This window comes from Collinsella sp. AM12-1 (assembly GCF_003472325.1).
Taxonomy (GTDB): domain Bacteria; phylum Actinomycetota; class Coriobacteriia; order Coriobacteriales; family Coriobacteriaceae; genus Collinsella.
Genome location: NZ_QRLS01000026.1, coordinates 1 through 14696, shown reverse-complemented (window position 1 = coordinate 14696; position 14696 = coordinate 1). Strand labels below are relative to the sequence as shown.

At 56.6% G+C, this 14696-nt stretch carries 15 protein-coding genes; 11 read left to right on the top strand and 4 right to left on the bottom strand.

Features of this window, described 5'->3' with window-relative positions:
• The first annotated feature begins 135 nt into the window (after window positions 1-135).
• A complete protein-coding gene (locus DW136_RS09340; RefSeq protein ID WP_233539783.1) occupies window positions 136-900 on the top strand; it encodes a DeoR/GlpR family DNA-binding transcription regulator in 765 nt (254 codons plus the stop codon).
• 110 nt (window positions 901-1010) lie between these two features.
• Here DW136_RS09340 and DW136_RS09335 read toward each other — a convergent pair whose 3' ends face one another.
• The 3 genes from DW136_RS09335 to DW136_RS09325 form a co-directional block, all read right to left on the bottom strand.
• Complete coding sequence (locus DW136_RS09335) at window positions 1011-1316, bottom strand: type II toxin-antitoxin system RelE/ParE family toxin (RefSeq protein WP_118289472.1); 306 nt, start codon at window positions 1314-1316, stop codon at window positions 1011-1013.
• Window positions 1306-1572 (bottom strand): type II toxin-antitoxin system Phd/YefM family antitoxin, encoded by a 267-nt coding sequence (locus DW136_RS09330; protein WP_117716304.1) that lies wholly within the window; start codon window positions 1570-1572, stop codon window positions 1306-1308. Before DW136_RS09330 ends, DW136_RS09335 begins: the two co-directional genes overlap by 11 nt.
• 541 nt (window positions 1573-2113) lie before the next feature.
• Complete coding sequence (locus DW136_RS09325) at window positions 2114-3103, bottom strand: D-isomer specific 2-hydroxyacid dehydrogenase family protein (protein ID WP_117716305.1); 990 nt, start codon at window positions 3101-3103, stop codon at window positions 2114-2116.
• A 259-nt stretch (window positions 3104-3362) separates the two neighbouring features.
• Here DW136_RS09325 and DW136_RS09320 point away from each other — a divergent pair, with 259 nt between their 5' ends.
• A complete protein-coding gene (locus DW136_RS09320) occupies window positions 3363-5273 on the top strand; it encodes a transcription antiterminator (RefSeq protein ID WP_118289471.1) in 1911 nt (636 codons plus the stop codon).
• Between the two features lie 167 nt (window positions 5274-5440).
• On the opposite strand, the gene DW136_RS09315 is transcribed toward DW136_RS09320, so the two are convergent.
• Window positions 5441-6628: a MalY/PatB family protein gene (locus DW136_RS09315; protein WP_117716307.1), complete on the bottom strand. Its 1188-nt coding sequence runs from the start codon at window positions 6626-6628 to the stop codon at window positions 5441-5443.
• Between the two features lie 280 nt (window positions 6629-6908).
• Between DW136_RS09315 and DW136_RS09310 the strand changes: the two genes are divergently transcribed.
• The 9 genes from DW136_RS09310 (at window position 6909) to DW136_RS09270 (ending at window position 14467) form a co-directional block, all read left to right on the top strand.
• Window positions 6909-7955 (top strand): aminopeptidase, encoded by a 1047-nt coding sequence (locus tag DW136_RS09310; RefSeq protein WP_118289470.1) that lies wholly within the window; start codon window positions 6909-6911, stop codon window positions 7953-7955.
• A gap of 79 nt (window positions 7956-8034) precedes the next feature.
• Window positions 8035-8367 carry a PTS lactose/cellobiose transporter subunit IIA gene (locus DW136_RS09305; RefSeq protein ID WP_233508986.1) on the top strand — a complete coding sequence of 111 codons (333 nt, stop codon included), beginning with the start codon at window positions 8035-8037 and terminating at the stop codon, window positions 8365-8367.
• A gap of 93 nt (window positions 8368-8460) precedes the next feature.
• On the top strand, window positions 8461-8823 hold the full coding sequence (locus DW136_RS09300) for a PTS sugar transporter subunit IIB (RefSeq protein ID WP_199412180.1): 363 nt from the start codon (window positions 8461-8463) through the stop codon (window positions 8821-8823).
• Between the two features lie 39 nt (window positions 8824-8862).
• Complete coding sequence (locus DW136_RS09295; RefSeq protein ID WP_117716310.1) at window positions 8863-10221, top strand: PTS sugar transporter subunit IIC; 1359 nt, start codon at window positions 8863-8865, stop codon at window positions 10219-10221.
• Between the two features lie 104 nt (window positions 10222-10325).
• Window positions 10326-11399, top strand: coding sequence for a M24 family metallopeptidase (locus DW136_RS09290; RefSeq protein ID WP_117716311.1), 1074 nt, complete (start codon window positions 10326-10328; stop codon window positions 11397-11399).
• Window positions 11400-11402: 3 nt separating this feature from the next.
• A complete protein-coding gene (locus tag DW136_RS09285) occupies window positions 11403-12089 on the top strand; it encodes an RDD family protein (protein WP_117716312.1) in 687 nt (228 codons plus the stop codon).
• Between the two features lie 138 nt (window positions 12090-12227).
• Window positions 12228-12500, top strand: coding sequence for an HPr family phosphocarrier protein (locus tag DW136_RS09280; protein ID WP_117716313.1), 273 nt, complete (start codon window positions 12228-12230; stop codon window positions 12498-12500).
• Between the two features lie 105 nt (window positions 12501-12605).
• Window positions 12606-12797 carry a hypothetical protein gene (locus tag DW136_RS09275; RefSeq protein WP_199411133.1) on the top strand — a complete coding sequence of 64 codons (192 nt, stop codon included), beginning with the start codon at window positions 12606-12608 and terminating at the stop codon, window positions 12795-12797.
• Between the two features lie 299 nt (window positions 12798-13096).
• The gene (locus DW136_RS09270; protein WP_117629883.1) at window positions 13097-14467 is read left to right on the top strand and encodes an ATP-binding protein; all 1371 of its coding nucleotides are present in this window, start codon (window positions 13097-13099) and stop codon (window positions 14465-14467) included.
• The last annotated feature ends 229 nt before the right edge of the window (window positions 14468-14696 follow it).

Below are 14696 nucleotides of genomic sequence, written 5' to 3'. Positions count from 1 at the left end.
GACCTCGGGACGCTCTTACACCACGTCTGCGCGCGCCACCCTGTGCGGGCGTTCATTTTTGACGCGTACGAGTCTGATACAATTTGTTCGTTACTGTTTGAATGATATGCGCGCAAAGAACGGCGAGGATTCATCGTGATTAAGGCAGAGCGACAGGATAAGGTTCGTCAGCTGCTCGAGGAGCAGGGCACGGTCTCGGTCAAAGAGATTTCGGATGCGTTGGGCGTTTCGGACATGACGATTCGCCGCGACCTCGAAGAACTTGCGAGCCTAGGCGAGATTGAGCGCGTGCACGGCGGAGCCCGCAGTGCACAGGGCCGTCCGCACGCTATGTTGCGCCATGAGTATTCGCACAGCGAAAAGCGCACTAAGCATGCCGAGGAAAAGCTGCAGATTGCGCGCCGTGCTGTGGAGCTTATCGAGGAGGGCTCGACCATCTTTTTGGGCACGGGCACCACGGTTGAGCAGATGGCCTCGATGCTGCCGACGTTTCGCCTGCGCATTGTGACCAATTCGCTTTCGGTGTTTAACCTGCTCGAGGCGCGCGAAGACTGCGAGCTGTGCCTCGTGGGCGGTATGTACCGTCGCCGCACCGCCGCTTTTGTGGGACCAACGGCCGAGGATACCCTGCGCGCGCTGGGCATCGATGCGGCGTTTATCGGCGCCAACGGCATCTTGGACGGTGACGTGTCTACGTCCAACATGGACGAGGGCCGTATCCAGCAGCTCGCCTTTAGCAAGGCCGACTCGCGCTACCTGATCGCCGACTCCAGCAAGATCGGCAAGCGCGACTTCTACACCTTCTGCCGCCTGGACAATTTAGACGCCGTGGTGTGCGAACCGGGTATTGCTGATGGAGATCGAGCCGCCATCGAGGAGCACACGCAGGTCATCTGCTAGCTAACGCTGCAGACGATACTTCCGTCCTCTGCCGGCGCGGGGATTATCGCTTCACAATGACGTGCAGAATGACATGCATATACGCTCGGGCCAAGTATTCAGCTTGTGGGCTAGACCAGGCGGGCGTAGTCCAGTGACTGATGAAAGATGTGGGCGATATAGATTGTTTCGTGCTCAAACTTGTATAGACACACGTAGTTGTTGACGGGAAACGAACGGTAATTACGTGCCGCCAGTTCCCGTATGTGGGAGAGGGGCCGTAGGAGCGACTGCTCGCGAAGCAGGTCAAGCTGATATTCAAACTCGGCAACAAAATTGCCCGCTGCACGTGGATTCATGAGGATTTGAGCAAGGTATCCGACAATACTCTCGTACTCATATCGTGCGCTTTTGAGTATTACGACGTTATAGGTCATATTTGTCTCGCATCGCGGTCGCGAAGGAGTCGTAGTCGCTGTAGTCGCCTTGCGATATCTCGTCTTCTGCCAGCATCATACGAGACAGCAGCTTGGCTTTGGCGATTTCTTCTTGCATGAGGCGATACTGGTCGCTGCTGATGCAGTGCATGGCCTCGTAGCCGTTCTTAGTTACGGTGACGTCGCGCTCAGACTCAACAAGTGCGGTGAATGTGGCAGTGTCCTTCATGTCTCGGACGGGCACACAGATGGGCATAGGTATCTCCTTCGCATTGGGACATAATTGTGCCACGTCATAAAAAATTGTCGGCGCCGCTGAATTGTCTCAATCTGTAACAGGTAGGACCGAAAAGTTCGGTTAGATGTTACGGATTGAGACAAACGTGCGGCGCGGGCCGCTCAAAAGCAAAAAAGGCAGATACGACCAAGGATGCGGGGCATCTACCGGGAAGGTCGTATCCGCCACACGGAAAGAGGCGCATGGACGCAGCGCCCATGCAATCGGGATTGGTAAGGTGCTCAATCGCGCGCGATAGTCGCGGCGGCCGGTGGAGCAGGCTTGCAAGCAGGGGCAAGTGACACGCTCAACACGATTCTAAAAACAAAAAGGCCAGGATGCAGTTCATCCGGTGGTGTGTTCATCGCCTTCGTTGCCAGATTGCTCTGCACGCTGGCGCGTTGCGACGAGTTATGAGCCCATATCATGCTGAGAAGGCAAAGCCCAAGAACAAAAGTATCCCCGTCGGACCTAAGTTCCGACGGGGGCTACGGTGCGCTATCGCGCTGAATGGGTGTGATTACAATTGAGTGGCACAGGTACCCTCAACCATAGCGGGAACAGCGGCAACGCCCTGCTCGACCATGCAGTTTACATCGATATCGGTGTAGAACGCGATGTGGTTGGTGAGCAGCACGTTGGGGAACTGGCGTAGGTAAGCCATCTTGCGGTTGGCAAGAATGTCGTGCATACGGTTCTCATGGTAGATGCCCACTTCGTCCTCGAAGACGTCCATAGCAAGCGCACCGATCTTTTCGGACTCAATCGCCTCGATGACGGCATCGGTGTCGATGAGCTCACCGCGCGAGACGTTGACGATGGTCACATCTTCGCGCATCTTGGCGATGGCATCGGCATTGATGATGCCGCGGGTGGAGTCCATGAGGGGCACGTGCAGGGTGATGACGTCGGAGTTGGCAACGAGCGTATCCATGTCAACGTACTCGAGGCTGTCGCGGTTTGCCAGCTCGGCATTGGGGTAGGGATCGTAGGCCAAGATCTTGCAGCCAAAGCCGGAGAGGTTGTCGATGACGGTGCGACCAATGCGGCCGGTGCCAACCACGCCCACGGTCAGCGTGCGCAGTTCGCGGCCCAGCAGCCCGTCCAGGGAGTAGTCATTCACCTGCTGGCGCCAAATGGCGGCCTTGCAGCGGCGCAAGGCCATCAGGATGAGCATAACGGTGAACTCGGCAACGCCGTAGGGCGGATAGGCGGTGTTGCACACCTTGATGCCCAGCTCCTGGGCGCGCTTGACGTCCACGTGGTTGAAGCCGACGCAGCGGATAGCGATGTAACGAACGCCCAGCTCGTGCGCGCGCTCCACCAAAGCGGCGGACATCACGGATTTGTTGTTGATGATGATTCCCTCGCAGCCTGCAACGGAGTCAATGTTAGCTTCGGAGAGGATTTGAGTGTCAAAGGAGATGGAGTAGCCTGCTGGAAGATTGGCGGCAGCGCGCATGTAGGCGGCGACCTCGTCGTCGCGCAATTCGAACAGTCTGATGTTCATAGCGTTCCTTTTCTATGTCGGCGTATGATACGTCGCGGCCGGTGCCCGTGTGGCCCGTCCGCCGCGCTCGGGGATACCGTTCCCGTGGCGCGTTCATCGTCGTTACGATAATAGGCGGGTTTTTCGTGCTGCAACATCGCATAACCAGCACTTCCACGATTGCTATTTCACCTACGCGGTGAAAGATTTGAATGCGCGTGAAATTGGCAGGTCCTATGACGGAAGGTATAGTTATCTGAGACGATGATAGGAGGGTGCCGTGAGTTCCGATCGAAGCAGGGAAATTGTTCGTATTCTCGAAAGCGGGGCGTCCTGGACCACGGCGTCTCAGATCGCTTCGCAGGTTGGATGCTCTTCCCGTACTGTCAAAAGCGACATCACCGCGCTGAATCGCACCCATGAGGGCATGATTGTTGCCAGCTCGAAGGGCTATCGTATCGAGGATGCCACAGCAGCGGCGCAGCTGCTGTCGCAGCAGGCGAACGAGGTGCCGCAGACGGCCGAGGCGCGCAAGCGTTATATTCTGTTTGAACTGCTGATGCGCCACCGCAAGGTGCGCGCGGCTGATTTGGCGGAAAGCCTCTATATCTCGCTTGCGACGCTCGATAATGAGCTGGTTGCCATCAAACGAGAGTTGTCCGGGTACGGCCTGGTGCTGCGTTCGCGCGCGGGCTCGCTGTATATCGAGGGCAGTGCATCGGGTGAGAAGAAGATGGTCAACCAGCTGATCTTTGACGAGACGAAGGACTATTTCAGCCAAATCGACCTTATCAATCGCTATTTCCCCAAGCTCGACCTCGCGCAGTTGCAGGAGCGCATCGACGCATGCCTGAAGCGCCGCGGGTTCTACATCAACGGCTATGCGCTCTCGAGCCTCATCATACATATTGCCATCTTCGTGGAGCGCACAAGCAATGGGTTCGAGTCGGTACCGACGACGGTCAAGGCGGCTCAGCCCGCCGGTAACGAGGCGCGCGAGGGTCTTGACGAGGTGGCGGGTGAGGTTTGCGCGGCTATCGAGGACCTTTTCTCTATGCTCGTGTCCGATGCCGATCGCGATGCCGTCCGCTTGATGCTGGGTGCAAACTTGATTCATGCGAATCGTTTTGAACCAAGTGACCCGGAGCACCGGCATGCGCGCGAGCTGTTGGGTGCGATTGTGGAGCGCGTGCACGATCAATTCGGGCTTAATTTGAGCGATGGCGAGTTTGAGCTTCGTTTCTCTCTGCATCTGGCCAATATGCTATCCCGCGTGCGCTGCGGGATGCTGTTGCGTAACCCGCAGCTCGAGGCCATCAAGAGCAGTCAACCGTTTATTTACGATGTTGCGGTGTTTGTCGCCGATGTCATCGCTGCGGAGACCGGCGTTTCTGTCAACGAAGACGAAATCGCCTACATCGCGCTCCACGTGGGGTGCTTGGTGGAGGGGCAGCGCGCCAATGCCGATAAACTGCATGCGCTGGTGGTGTGCACACGTCACAACGCCTACGAGACTCATATCGACAGTTTCCTCGATGCCCTTGATGCTTGTGTGGTGGTTGAGGGTATCGTGCCTGCCATCGACGCGGCGGGTGACATCTCGCGCGTTGACCTCGTGATTTCAACCGTGCCGCTGTCGGGGTATTGCCCGGTACCGGTGGTTAATGTCTCTCCGTTCTTTAGCAAGCAAGATATTTCGCTGATGCGTGAGCGTGTCGAAGCGCTGCTTAAGGCGCGCCTGCGGACAAACCTTGAGTGCAGCATGCGCACCTTCTTCACCGAGGATTTCTTTGCGATCGAGCCCGAGGTTGACGATTGGCGCGATGCGATTTGCAAGATGAGTGCGCCGCTGATCGAGGGTGGCTACGCGTTTGAGAATTTTACTGAGCGCCTACTGGAGCGTGAGGACATCAGCTCCAGTGCATACTGTGACATCGCGATGCCACACCCGCTCGATATGGACGCCAAGCGCACTGCCGTCTCGGTCGCTCTGTTCCCGCGCGGCCTTGCGTGGAACAACGCGACGGTGCATGCGGTGATCATGCTGTCGATTACCCGTGATGACCGGGCGTTTTTTGGCGAGCTGTTCAATTACATCTCGGGCGTGCTACTCAAGCCCGGTGCTGTGCGCGCCATCCCCCATGCAAAAAGCTACCAGGAGTTCTTGGACGCCCTGTTGCGTTGTGCGTAGGGTTTGCGTACAAGCGGGGGTGGCTACGTCAAAAAGGCCCTCCGTCGGGTGGTCGCCTTCTCGCTTGTCGCTTCGCGACATTTCAACTCATAAATAACAACGCCCGCTCGAGCACATACTCGGGCGGGCGTTGCATGAAAGGAGGGCCTTTGATACGCGGGCGAGGTCTACTTGATGAGCTGGTGGGTAGCCATGCGATCCATGGCCTCGATGACCAGCTTGCGAGGCATGCCCAGGTTCAAGCGCACGAAGTCGGCGCCGTTCGCGACATAGAAGGTGCCATCGCCCACGATGACGCCCGCCTTCGCTGCCATGTGGTTGCAGATTTCGGTTGCCGTGGCGCCCGTGCCAGCGATGTTCACCCACGGTAGGTAGGATGCATCCATACGCATGAGCTCCCAACCCTTCATCTTCTCCTCGATGAAGGCGGCGGTCTGTGCATAAGACTCGCGCAGATAGTCGGTGATCTGGTCCAGCCACTCCTCGGACTCATCGTAAGCGGCGATGATGGCGGCGCAGCCAAACGTGTTGGGAGAGGTAATAGAGTTCATCTCCAGGCGATGGCGGAAGATAGTGCGGATGCGCTCGCTGGGGATCATAGAGTAGGAAGTCTTGAGGCCGCCCAGATTAAAGCCCTTGTTGGGCGAGGTGAGTACGATAAGGTTGTCCAGATAACGCTCGGGCAGCTGCAGGGCCGAGATGAACGAGCCGGCCATGATGTGCTCGCAGTGAACCTCATCGACCACCAGTAAGCAGTTGTACTTGTGGCAGATCTCGGCGACGCGGGTGATTTCATCGAGCGTCCAGATGCGACCACCGGGGTTGTGCGGCGAGCAGAACAGGTGCACGCGTGGACGGAAACGATCCATCTGTTCCTCGAGCAGGTCGAAGTCGATGCGATAGGTGCGATCGCGATAGATGAGCGGGTTTTCGATTACGCGGAACCCGTTGTTGTGCGCCGCGTAGCCAAAGGGGTCGTAGACCGGCGTGTTGAGGATGACGCAGTCGTTGGGCTGGCAGAATGCCTGATACAGGTAGTGGATGGTCGGGACGGTTCCATAGGCGAGTGTGATCCACTCGCGCTTGACCTCGTTGTTATGGCGGCGGCGCTGCCAGTTGATGACGGCGTTGTAAAAGCCGTCGTGCGCATAGCCATAGCCGTATGCTCCGTTTTGGGCTACCTCGGCCAGACGCGTGCAGATTGCGGGGGCGGCGGCAAAGTCCATGTCGGCGATCCACATGGGAATGTAGTCATCCCCAGCCTTAGGGAATTTCTGCTTGATGATGGCGGGGTCCCACTTGCGAGCGTGATCGAGCGAGCGGTCAGCCATGGAATCGAAGTCGTAAACCGGCATAAGGTATCCTCCTCGGCGATATAGGCGCGACCCGCGGATGTGGGTCGCACACCGCCGGCGTGGTTCGCATCAGCGGCGTATGTTGCAGATAAGTATGACAAAGATGCATATGGAGCCCCATCCCCAGTAATTGCACGGCCGTGGTGAAAGGGGAGGGGCTTTCACCGTTTCACCGCTACGGTGAAAGCCCGGATACATCATTTGCGGCGCGCTGTCGATACACTCGCATGCAGACGCCGCCACTACGGGCGCCGCCATACGACCACAAGGGGGGTTACCTATGAACAAGGAGCTTATGTTCGCCTTGAGCAACGCCGACGCTGTCGCTTGCCGCGAGGGCGAGGTCCGCTCCATCATGCATGCCGAGCTTGACGATATCGCCGACGCCGTCGAGTACGACAAACTCGGTTCGATCATGTTTAAGAGCGCGGGTACCGAGGAGAATCCGGTCCGCATTCTGTTCACCGGCCACATGGACGAGGCCGGCTTTATGGTTCGCTATACTTCCGATATCGGCATGGTTCATGTGATCGGCGTGGGCGGCCCGCGTAAGAACAGCGTCGAGAGCCAGATTGTGCGCATCAAGACGCGTAGCGGCGAGAAAGTTCGCGGCGTGTTGTTTGCCAAGCGCGATACCGACGGCACTCCGACCGATATGTACATCGACTTTGGCTGCGAGACGGCTGAAGAAGTCCGTGAGCTGGGCATTGAGATTGGCGACTGGGGAACCTTTGCGGCCGAGTGCGAGCTCAAGCCCGTGAGTGACATTCTGCTGGGCAAGGCGTTCGACGACCGCGCCGGTGTGTATGTGGTGACCGAGGCCATGAAGCGCCTGGCCAACACCCCGCACGCAGCCGAGCTGTGGTTCGCCGGTTCCTCTTCCGAGGAGGTTGGCTGCCGTGGTGCTCAGACGGCTGCGGCGCACCTGGATGCCGATATCGTCATCCCAGTGGACATCGCTAATCCGCCCGAGTTCGATCGCGGTTGGAATAACAGCCGCAAGAACGGCCACGGTCCCATGATCGTGCACTACGACCGCATGCATGTCCCCAACGAGAAGCTGCTGCACTTCATCGTGGACACCGCCGAGAAGAACAACATCCCCTTCCAGCGTGACCTGTTCAAGGGCGGCGGCACCGATGCCGGCACCGCTCATCTAGTGGGAGACGGCAAGCTGGCAACGGTGATCGGCGTGCCGTTGCGCTACTGCCACGGTTCGTGGTCTGTCATGCGTGGTGCCGATTTGGACGCGGCAGTCGATCTGGTATGCGCGCTGGCAACCTCGATCGATCGCGTCACCTATGAGGAGCTTAAGAGCTTCGAGTAGCGCTTCGGCAGTCAACGGTTTCAATCGGGCGCGCCGTCAAAGCGGTGACGTGCCCGCCGAGCAGAAAGGGATTATCCCGGTGGAAAACAACGAACAGCAAATCATGACCATCATCGGCTCTGCTGGCGCCAGCAAGGGCAAGGCGTTCGCCGCGCTCGCTTGCGTGCGTGAGCGCGACTACGAGGGCGCCCGTGCGCTGCTTGCCGAAGCCAAGGAGGCCGATCTGGCCGCCCATGCCGCCCAGACCGAGGTGATTACCCAGGCCCTGTCCGGCGCGGAGAACGCCGCCGCTGCGAGCCTGCTTATGGTCCATGCCCAGGATCACTACATGACCTCTCAGCTCGCCCGTGACCTCATCGAGGAGATCGTCAAGATCTTCGAGGAGCGCGACGCCGAGGCCAAGCAGGCGTAAGAAACACGTCTGCGAAGGAGCGATGCGCGCTACGAGCGCTGCGGTCCGTTCCTTCTCCAACAGTATTCAATTGCCGTTAGAAAGGGATAAACAATGGCAAAGATGAACATCGTTTTGTGCTGTGCCGGTGGTTTCTCCACCACCATGCTGATGGATCGCATCAAGCAGACGATCCACAACAGCCAGAAGCTCAACGACGATGACTTTGAGCTCAAGGCCATCGCTGCCGACCTGCTGGACCAGGAGGTCGACCACATGGACGCGTTGATTATGGGTCCTCAGATCGCCCATAAGCTCGAGTCCATCAAGCCCCTGATTGAGCCTCGTCACATCCCATACGTGATCGTCGATCAGGAGACCTACGGCAAGATGGACGGTGCTACCGTGTTTAAGCAGCTGCTCATCGCCAAGAAGAAGGCTGACATGGCCCGCGAGGCCGCCGAGGCAAACCAGTAAGCCCCTGTTTGATATATCCTGAAGTGGAGGATGCGACGTATGTCGGAAGCTGTAGAGAAAAAGCAGAGTGCCTTTGATAAATTCGAAAACCTGCTGAACACCTATCTTGGCCCTGTTGCCGAGAAGATGGACAAGCAACGTCACCTGTCCGCAGTTAAGAAGGCCATGATCGCCATGACCCCGCTGCTACTGATTGGTTCGTTCTGCCTGATCCCGGCCGCCATTCCCAACATGATTGGCGAGACCAACCCCATCTCCGTTTGGATTCTGAACAACACCCAGTACTTCGATTTGGCCTATAACGTTTCCATGGGCCTGATGTCGGTCTTCGTTTCCGTCGTTACCGCCTACCACCTGGCCAAGTCCTATGAGCTGGACGCTCCCGGCTCCATGTCCATGGCCCTCGTTGCCTTCCTGTTGCTCGGCATGGAAATGGACGAGGCCGGCGGCATCGCGCTGCGTGGCATGGGTTCCAAGGGTCTGTTTGTTGCCATGGTCGCTTCGCTACTCGCGGTCGAGGTGTACCGTTGGTGCAAGAAGCGTCACTTCACCATCAAGATGCCTGATACCGTGCCCGACTTCATCTCGAGCTCCTTCGAGATCATCCCGGTCACCGCTATCGTCATCGGCCTGTTCTTGGGTATCCGTGTTCTGTGTCAGGGCGTTTTCGGCATCATGCCCAACGAGATCTTCTCGATCATCCTGGCCCCGCTCGTCGGTTCGATGGACAGCCCGCTCGCGGTTACCTTCTACCACATCCTGCGCTGCTTCATCTTCTTCTTCGGCATTCACCCCTCCGTTCTGTCGCCGATTGTTCAGCCGATTTCCACGCAGTTCCTGGCTGAGAACATCGCTGCGGTTCAGGCCGGTGGTGTCGCTACCCACATCTTCACCCCTGGCCCCATGTCCGCATTTGGCGGTTTCACCGGCCTGGGTGTGACCATGGGCGTTGTTATCTGGTTCATGTTCTCCAAGTCCAAGGTCCAGCGCGAGATCGGCCGCATCGCTTTCATCCCGTCGCTGTTCGGCGTAAACGAGCCGATTCTGTTCGGTGCTCCGATTGTTCTGAATCCGATTTTCTTTATCCCGTTCGTTATCTTCGGCGGCATCCTGTCCTCCATCCCGTTCTGGTTCATGAGCTGGGGCTGGGTACCCTGCTCTACCTTCACGCCTCCTTACGTCGGTGTGTTCCTGGAAGGCTTCCTGACCAACATGTCTTGGACCTCGATTGCGGCCAACGTGGTTCAGCTGGTCCTCGCACTGATCGTGTACTACCCCTTCTGCAAGGTTGCCGAGAAGCGTGCATTGGCTGAAGAGGCTCGTATGGCTGCCGAGAAACATTCCGAGATCTCTGCTGAGGACGAGGCTCTGCTCGAGGATCTTGACCTCGACTTCTAATCAAGTGGAATAGCAGGCGCCTGCGCCTGCTAATTTTGAAAGTATGAAAGCCCGGCGATGGGGGAGACTTCGTTGTCGGGCTCCTTTGAAAGGCGCTACGTTCGATGAATGCACATGTGGATAATATCCGTACCTTCTTGGACGAGCACGAGCTCGACGCATTGCTGATCAAGAGTAAAACCATGAAGCGCTACCTGGGCACGTTGACCGGTAGCGGTTGCAAGGTGCTCATCACGCGTGACCGCGGTTTTCTCATCATGGACGGCCGCTATGTGAACGAGGCCCAGGGTCGCGAGTTCGATCTGGAGTTCCGTGTTCACGAGCAGGGGAAGAGCTATTTGGTCGAGCTCGAGCGTGCGCTCAAGGAGTGCGGCTGTGCCACGGTGGGCATCGAGGAGTCCGAAATCTCAATCTCGGAGTATCGCAACTTGGAGGGCTTGGGCTTTGGCACTACGCTGCTGGGCAGCGAGATGGCGCTGATGCGCCTGCGCAAGGACGAGGCTGAGATTGCTGCGGTCCAGCATGCGGTCGATGTTGCCGATGACGTGTACGCCAAGGTGATCGAGCAGTTGCACGTGGATATGACTGAATTTGAAATCTCCGCACTCGTGCACTATTACTCGATTGCCGCCGGTGCCGAGGCAATGTCGTTCGATACCATCGTTGCCACCGGCGAGCGCAGCGCCATGCCTCATGGCCGTCCTACCGACCGTCGGGTCCAAGCACATGAGCCGATCCTGATTGACTTCGGTGTGCAGATCAACGGTTATCAGTCAGATATGACGCGCGTGTGCTTCCTGGGCGCCCCGACCGACCGGATGGCTCATGTGTACGAGACCGTTTTGAATGCTCATCTTGCAGGCATCGATACCATTCGTTGCGGTGTGGTGGCGCGCGATGTGGATGCGGCCGCACGTCGTGTAATCAACGAAGCGGGTTACGGTGAGTATTTCACCCATGGTCTTGGTCATGGTATCGGCATGGGTGGCGACTTGCCGCTGCTAAACCCCTCTGGTGAGATTGTGCTCGACAACGGAATGATCATGTCCTGCGAGCCGGGCGTATATATTCCTGGAGTCGGAGGCGTGCGCATTGAAGACGACGTCTTGTTGAAAGACGGCGTTGCATGCCCGCTTAACCATACTGATAAGCAGCTGCGCATTCTGAATGTGAGGTAGCGCATGGCTAAAAAGCGCAAGGAACGGCCGCGTGCGGCGACCGCGGAGCAGATGCCTTCTCCTGCGGCGAGCACTGTGAGCAAGATTCACAAGGAATCGAAGGCTAATGCATCCTCGATTCTGCCGGCGCCCCCGCTGTCGCGTTTGTACGCGTACGTTATCGACTGGATTTTGGGTGGTATTGTCTCTGGCTTGCCAGCCGTGTTGGTTTATCTTGCGCTGACCCACAAGAACGCGATGCTCCCCGACTTGTACGTGTTTGAGGCAATGGGGTATCCCTGGAGCGTCGGTATCGTGGTCGGACTATCGTGCGTGCTCGCCGCTATCGCATACTTTGTGCTGATTCCGTTGCTGGCGTGGCCGGGGCAAACGCCGGGCAAGCGCATCGCGCATGTTCGTGTCGCAACGCTTGATGGCGGCTTGCCTTCCGTCGGACGCTTGATTTGGCGTCAGGTTATCGTTGGCTTTTTGCTCGAAGGCAGCGGGTATGTGGTGTCCCGATATATTCGCGAGACAATGGTGCTTGTCACCCGCGTTGACGTGAATTATTACTGGGAAATCGCGGGCATGATTATTACAGCGGTGTCTCTGCTCATGTTCCTGATCGTCCCCGCGCGCCGGTGCGTTCACGATTGCCTGGCTGGCACGCGCGTGGTTCCCACTGAGGGGCATCCGCTGTATCAGGACTAGTCACCTGTGAATTTGCCGCGGCGACGTTGTCCGCGGCCTACTTGTTGTATGCATGCGTAATGTCCGGCATGCTTCTACCTTGCCTAACGCGCGCGTTGGGCTAAATGAATTGGTCGGTCTACGACGAAGGAGTTAGAAATGTATAGCAAGAACGTTATGGTCGTTAACCCCACTGGCCTGCACGCTCGCCCTGCAGCGACGCTGGCGACCGAGGCTGCTAAGTTTGCCTCGAAGATTGAGGTCCGCAACGCCTCCAAGGATGGTGACTTCAAGGACGCTAAGTCCATGATTGCCATCATGACCTCGGGTATTACCCAGAACGATGAGGTCGAGTTGCGTGCCGAGGGCGACGACGAGGTTGCCGCCGTTGACGCGTTGGTCGCTCTTATTGAGGGCGGTTTCGGCGAGTAGCGCACTCTTGATGCGGACGGGTGCGCGTTCTTGCGCGCCGTCGATTTTGGCAAGAACGCCAATGCAGATGCCCTTCTCCGAGCGATCGGGGAGGGGCATTTTATTGTGAGTTTGAGTGGCACGTCCGCCGAGGTTCCTGATAGTTCGCGCTATCTTATCGCCGACTCCAGCAAAATCGGCAAGCGTGACTTCTGCACGTTCTGCCGCCTGGACAATTTGGACGCCGTGGTGTGCGAGCCGGATATTGACGATGAGGATCGCGCCGCCATCGAGGAGCATACGCAGGTTATCTGCTAGCGAGTGCTGCGGGAGATACTTTTGCCCCTGCCATTGCGGAGTATTTACATCATCACGACGCATAATAGGTGCGCGTGCAGATTGCAGGTTCCCCTGTGCGATGAGTTGCAGCTGTTTTACGGTGAGGCATAGCATCCGTTATGCGTAAAGCTCGGTATTACTGTATGTCTCAACCATTGCAATGGTCGGTATTTTTGTAGCTATAAGCTCATTTAAAGCTCGGTATTTTTGTATTATTAGATATATCTGAAGGTCGGTATTTTTGTAAACTAGCACGTAAATTATGCTGAGGTGAGATTATGTTTAAACGGAAGGCATATGATCGTCTGCAGGAGTGGAAAGAACGCTCGCAAGGGCGCACTGCGGTGCTTATTGAGGGTGCAAGACGCGTTGGCAAAACGACGCTCGTCAAGTGCTTCGCGCAAAATGAATACAAGGATTATCTGTACATTGACTTTTCGGCTGCTAGCAAAGCCACGCTCGATATATTTCTGAACCATCGTGAAGATGTCGATCTTTTTTTACGCATGCTTCAGCTGCAGTATGGTAAGGCCCTCGAACCGAGAGAGTCGCTGGTCATTTTTGATGAAGTGCAGCGGTTTCCCATCGCGCGCGAATACATAAAGCATCTTGTAGAAGACGGCAGATTTGATTACATCGAGACAGGCTCTCTTGTCTCCATCAAAAAGAATGTCGATAGCATTGTCATACCGTCAGAGGAAGAAAGAATCCCTCTCGAGCCCCTCGATTTTGAGGAGTATCTTTGGGCGACCGGAAAAGATCTTTATGCAGAAGAGATCCGTAAAGCGCGCGAATCTCGGACCGCGCTTCCGGACGGCGTTCATGCGACGTGCATGAGATTATTTGATGAGTATATGCTTGTCGGTGGTATGCCTCAGTCGGTCGACTCCTTTGTGGCAGAGAATGATTTTAGAGGATGCGACAGGGTTAAACGGCAGATTATCGCACTGTACAGGGAGGACATTGCCAAGTTTGGAGGTTCGGACGCTAGACGTGCGCGGGCGGTTTATGACGATATTCCGGGTCAATTATCTGCGGCAAATAAACGGTTCAAATTTGACAGCTTGGAGAAGGGGTCCCGTTTTGAGACATATGAGTCGGCGTTAATCTGGCTTGAGGATGCGCGACTGATTAACCGTTGCTATTTATGCAGTGATCCGAGCGTGGGTTACCGCCTGCACGAGGACGCGTCTTCGCTTAAATGCTATATGGCGGACACGGGATTGCTCGTGAGCTTGGCGTTTGATGATGGTCCGGACCTTATGGATGTTCATAGAGACATTCAATTTGGAAGAATTTCAATTAATAAAGGAATGCTAATCGAGAACATCGTGGCGCAGCAGCTTAAGAGTCTGGGGCATTCGCTTTTTTATTACAGCTGGCAGGAGCCTTCCAAAACAGAGGGGAGTCGGCCCAGAACGCGTGAAATTGATTTTCTTGTTTCGCGCGGCTTTGAAGACGCGGCTGGAAAACCGCGGGTCACTCCTGTTGAAGTTAAATCTTCCAAATCGTATTCAACAATCTCGCTTGACGATTTCGGCAGACGATTCGAACGACGAGTCGGAGAAGAGATAGTTCTTCACCCAAAACAGCTCAGGGCTGAAGGGCATAGGATATATCTACCTCTGTATATGACGATCTTTATCTGATCGACGGCATGCGGTCCTGTGGCTCATTGAGCCGCAGGACCGTGTATCGTTGGGAGTTTATTGTGATAATGCGCGCAAGCTAAGCCGGGGATCGAGTTTTCGGGATATGTCGGTGAAGTTCCGTCACCGCGGACTGGGTGTCCGTGCGCCCGACGAGGTCGTTGCGTGCCTAGAAGCCCCGAGCTCCAGAGGTGACGCATAATTTCTTTCGCAAATTGACAACCGCATA

Coding starts and splice junctions, on each gene's coding strand:
- DW136_RS09300 (WP_199412180.1), top strand. CDS start 8,461: ATGGCAAAGATGAACATCGTTTTGTGCTGTGCCGGTGGTTTCTCCACC.
- DW136_RS09315 (WP_117716307.1), bottom strand. CDS start 6,628: ATGCCGGTTTACGACTTCGATTCCATGGCTGACCGCTCGCTCGATCAC.
- DW136_RS09295 (WP_117716310.1), top strand. CDS start 8,863: ATGTCGGAAGCTGTAGAGAAAAAGCAGAGTGCCTTTGATAAATTCGAA.
- DW136_RS09310 (WP_118289470.1), top strand. CDS start 6,909: ATGAACAAGGAGCTTATGTTCGCCTTGAGCAACGCCGACGCTGTCGCT.
- DW136_RS09270 (WP_117629883.1), top strand. CDS start 13,097: ATGTTTAAACGGAAGGCATATGATCGTCTGCAGGAGTGGAAAGAACGC.
- DW136_RS09285 (WP_117716312.1), top strand. CDS start 11,403: ATGGCTAAAAAGCGCAAGGAACGGCCGCGTGCGGCGACCGCGGAGCAG.
- DW136_RS09335 (WP_118289472.1), bottom strand. CDS start 1,316: ATGACCTATAACGTCGTAATACTCAAAAGCGCACGATATGAGTACGAG.
- DW136_RS09280 (WP_117716313.1), top strand. CDS start 12,228: ATGTATAGCAAGAACGTTATGGTCGTTAACCCCACTGGCCTGCACGCT.
- DW136_RS09330 (WP_117716304.1), bottom strand. CDS start 1,572: ATGCCCATCTGTGTGCCCGTCCGAGACATGAAGGACACTGCCACATTC.
- DW136_RS09325 (WP_117716305.1), bottom strand. CDS start 3,103: ATGAACATCAGACTGTTCGAATTGCGCGACGACGAGGTCGCCGCCTAC.
- DW136_RS09290 (WP_117716311.1), top strand. CDS start 10,326: ATGAATGCACATGTGGATAATATCCGTACCTTCTTGGACGAGCACGAG.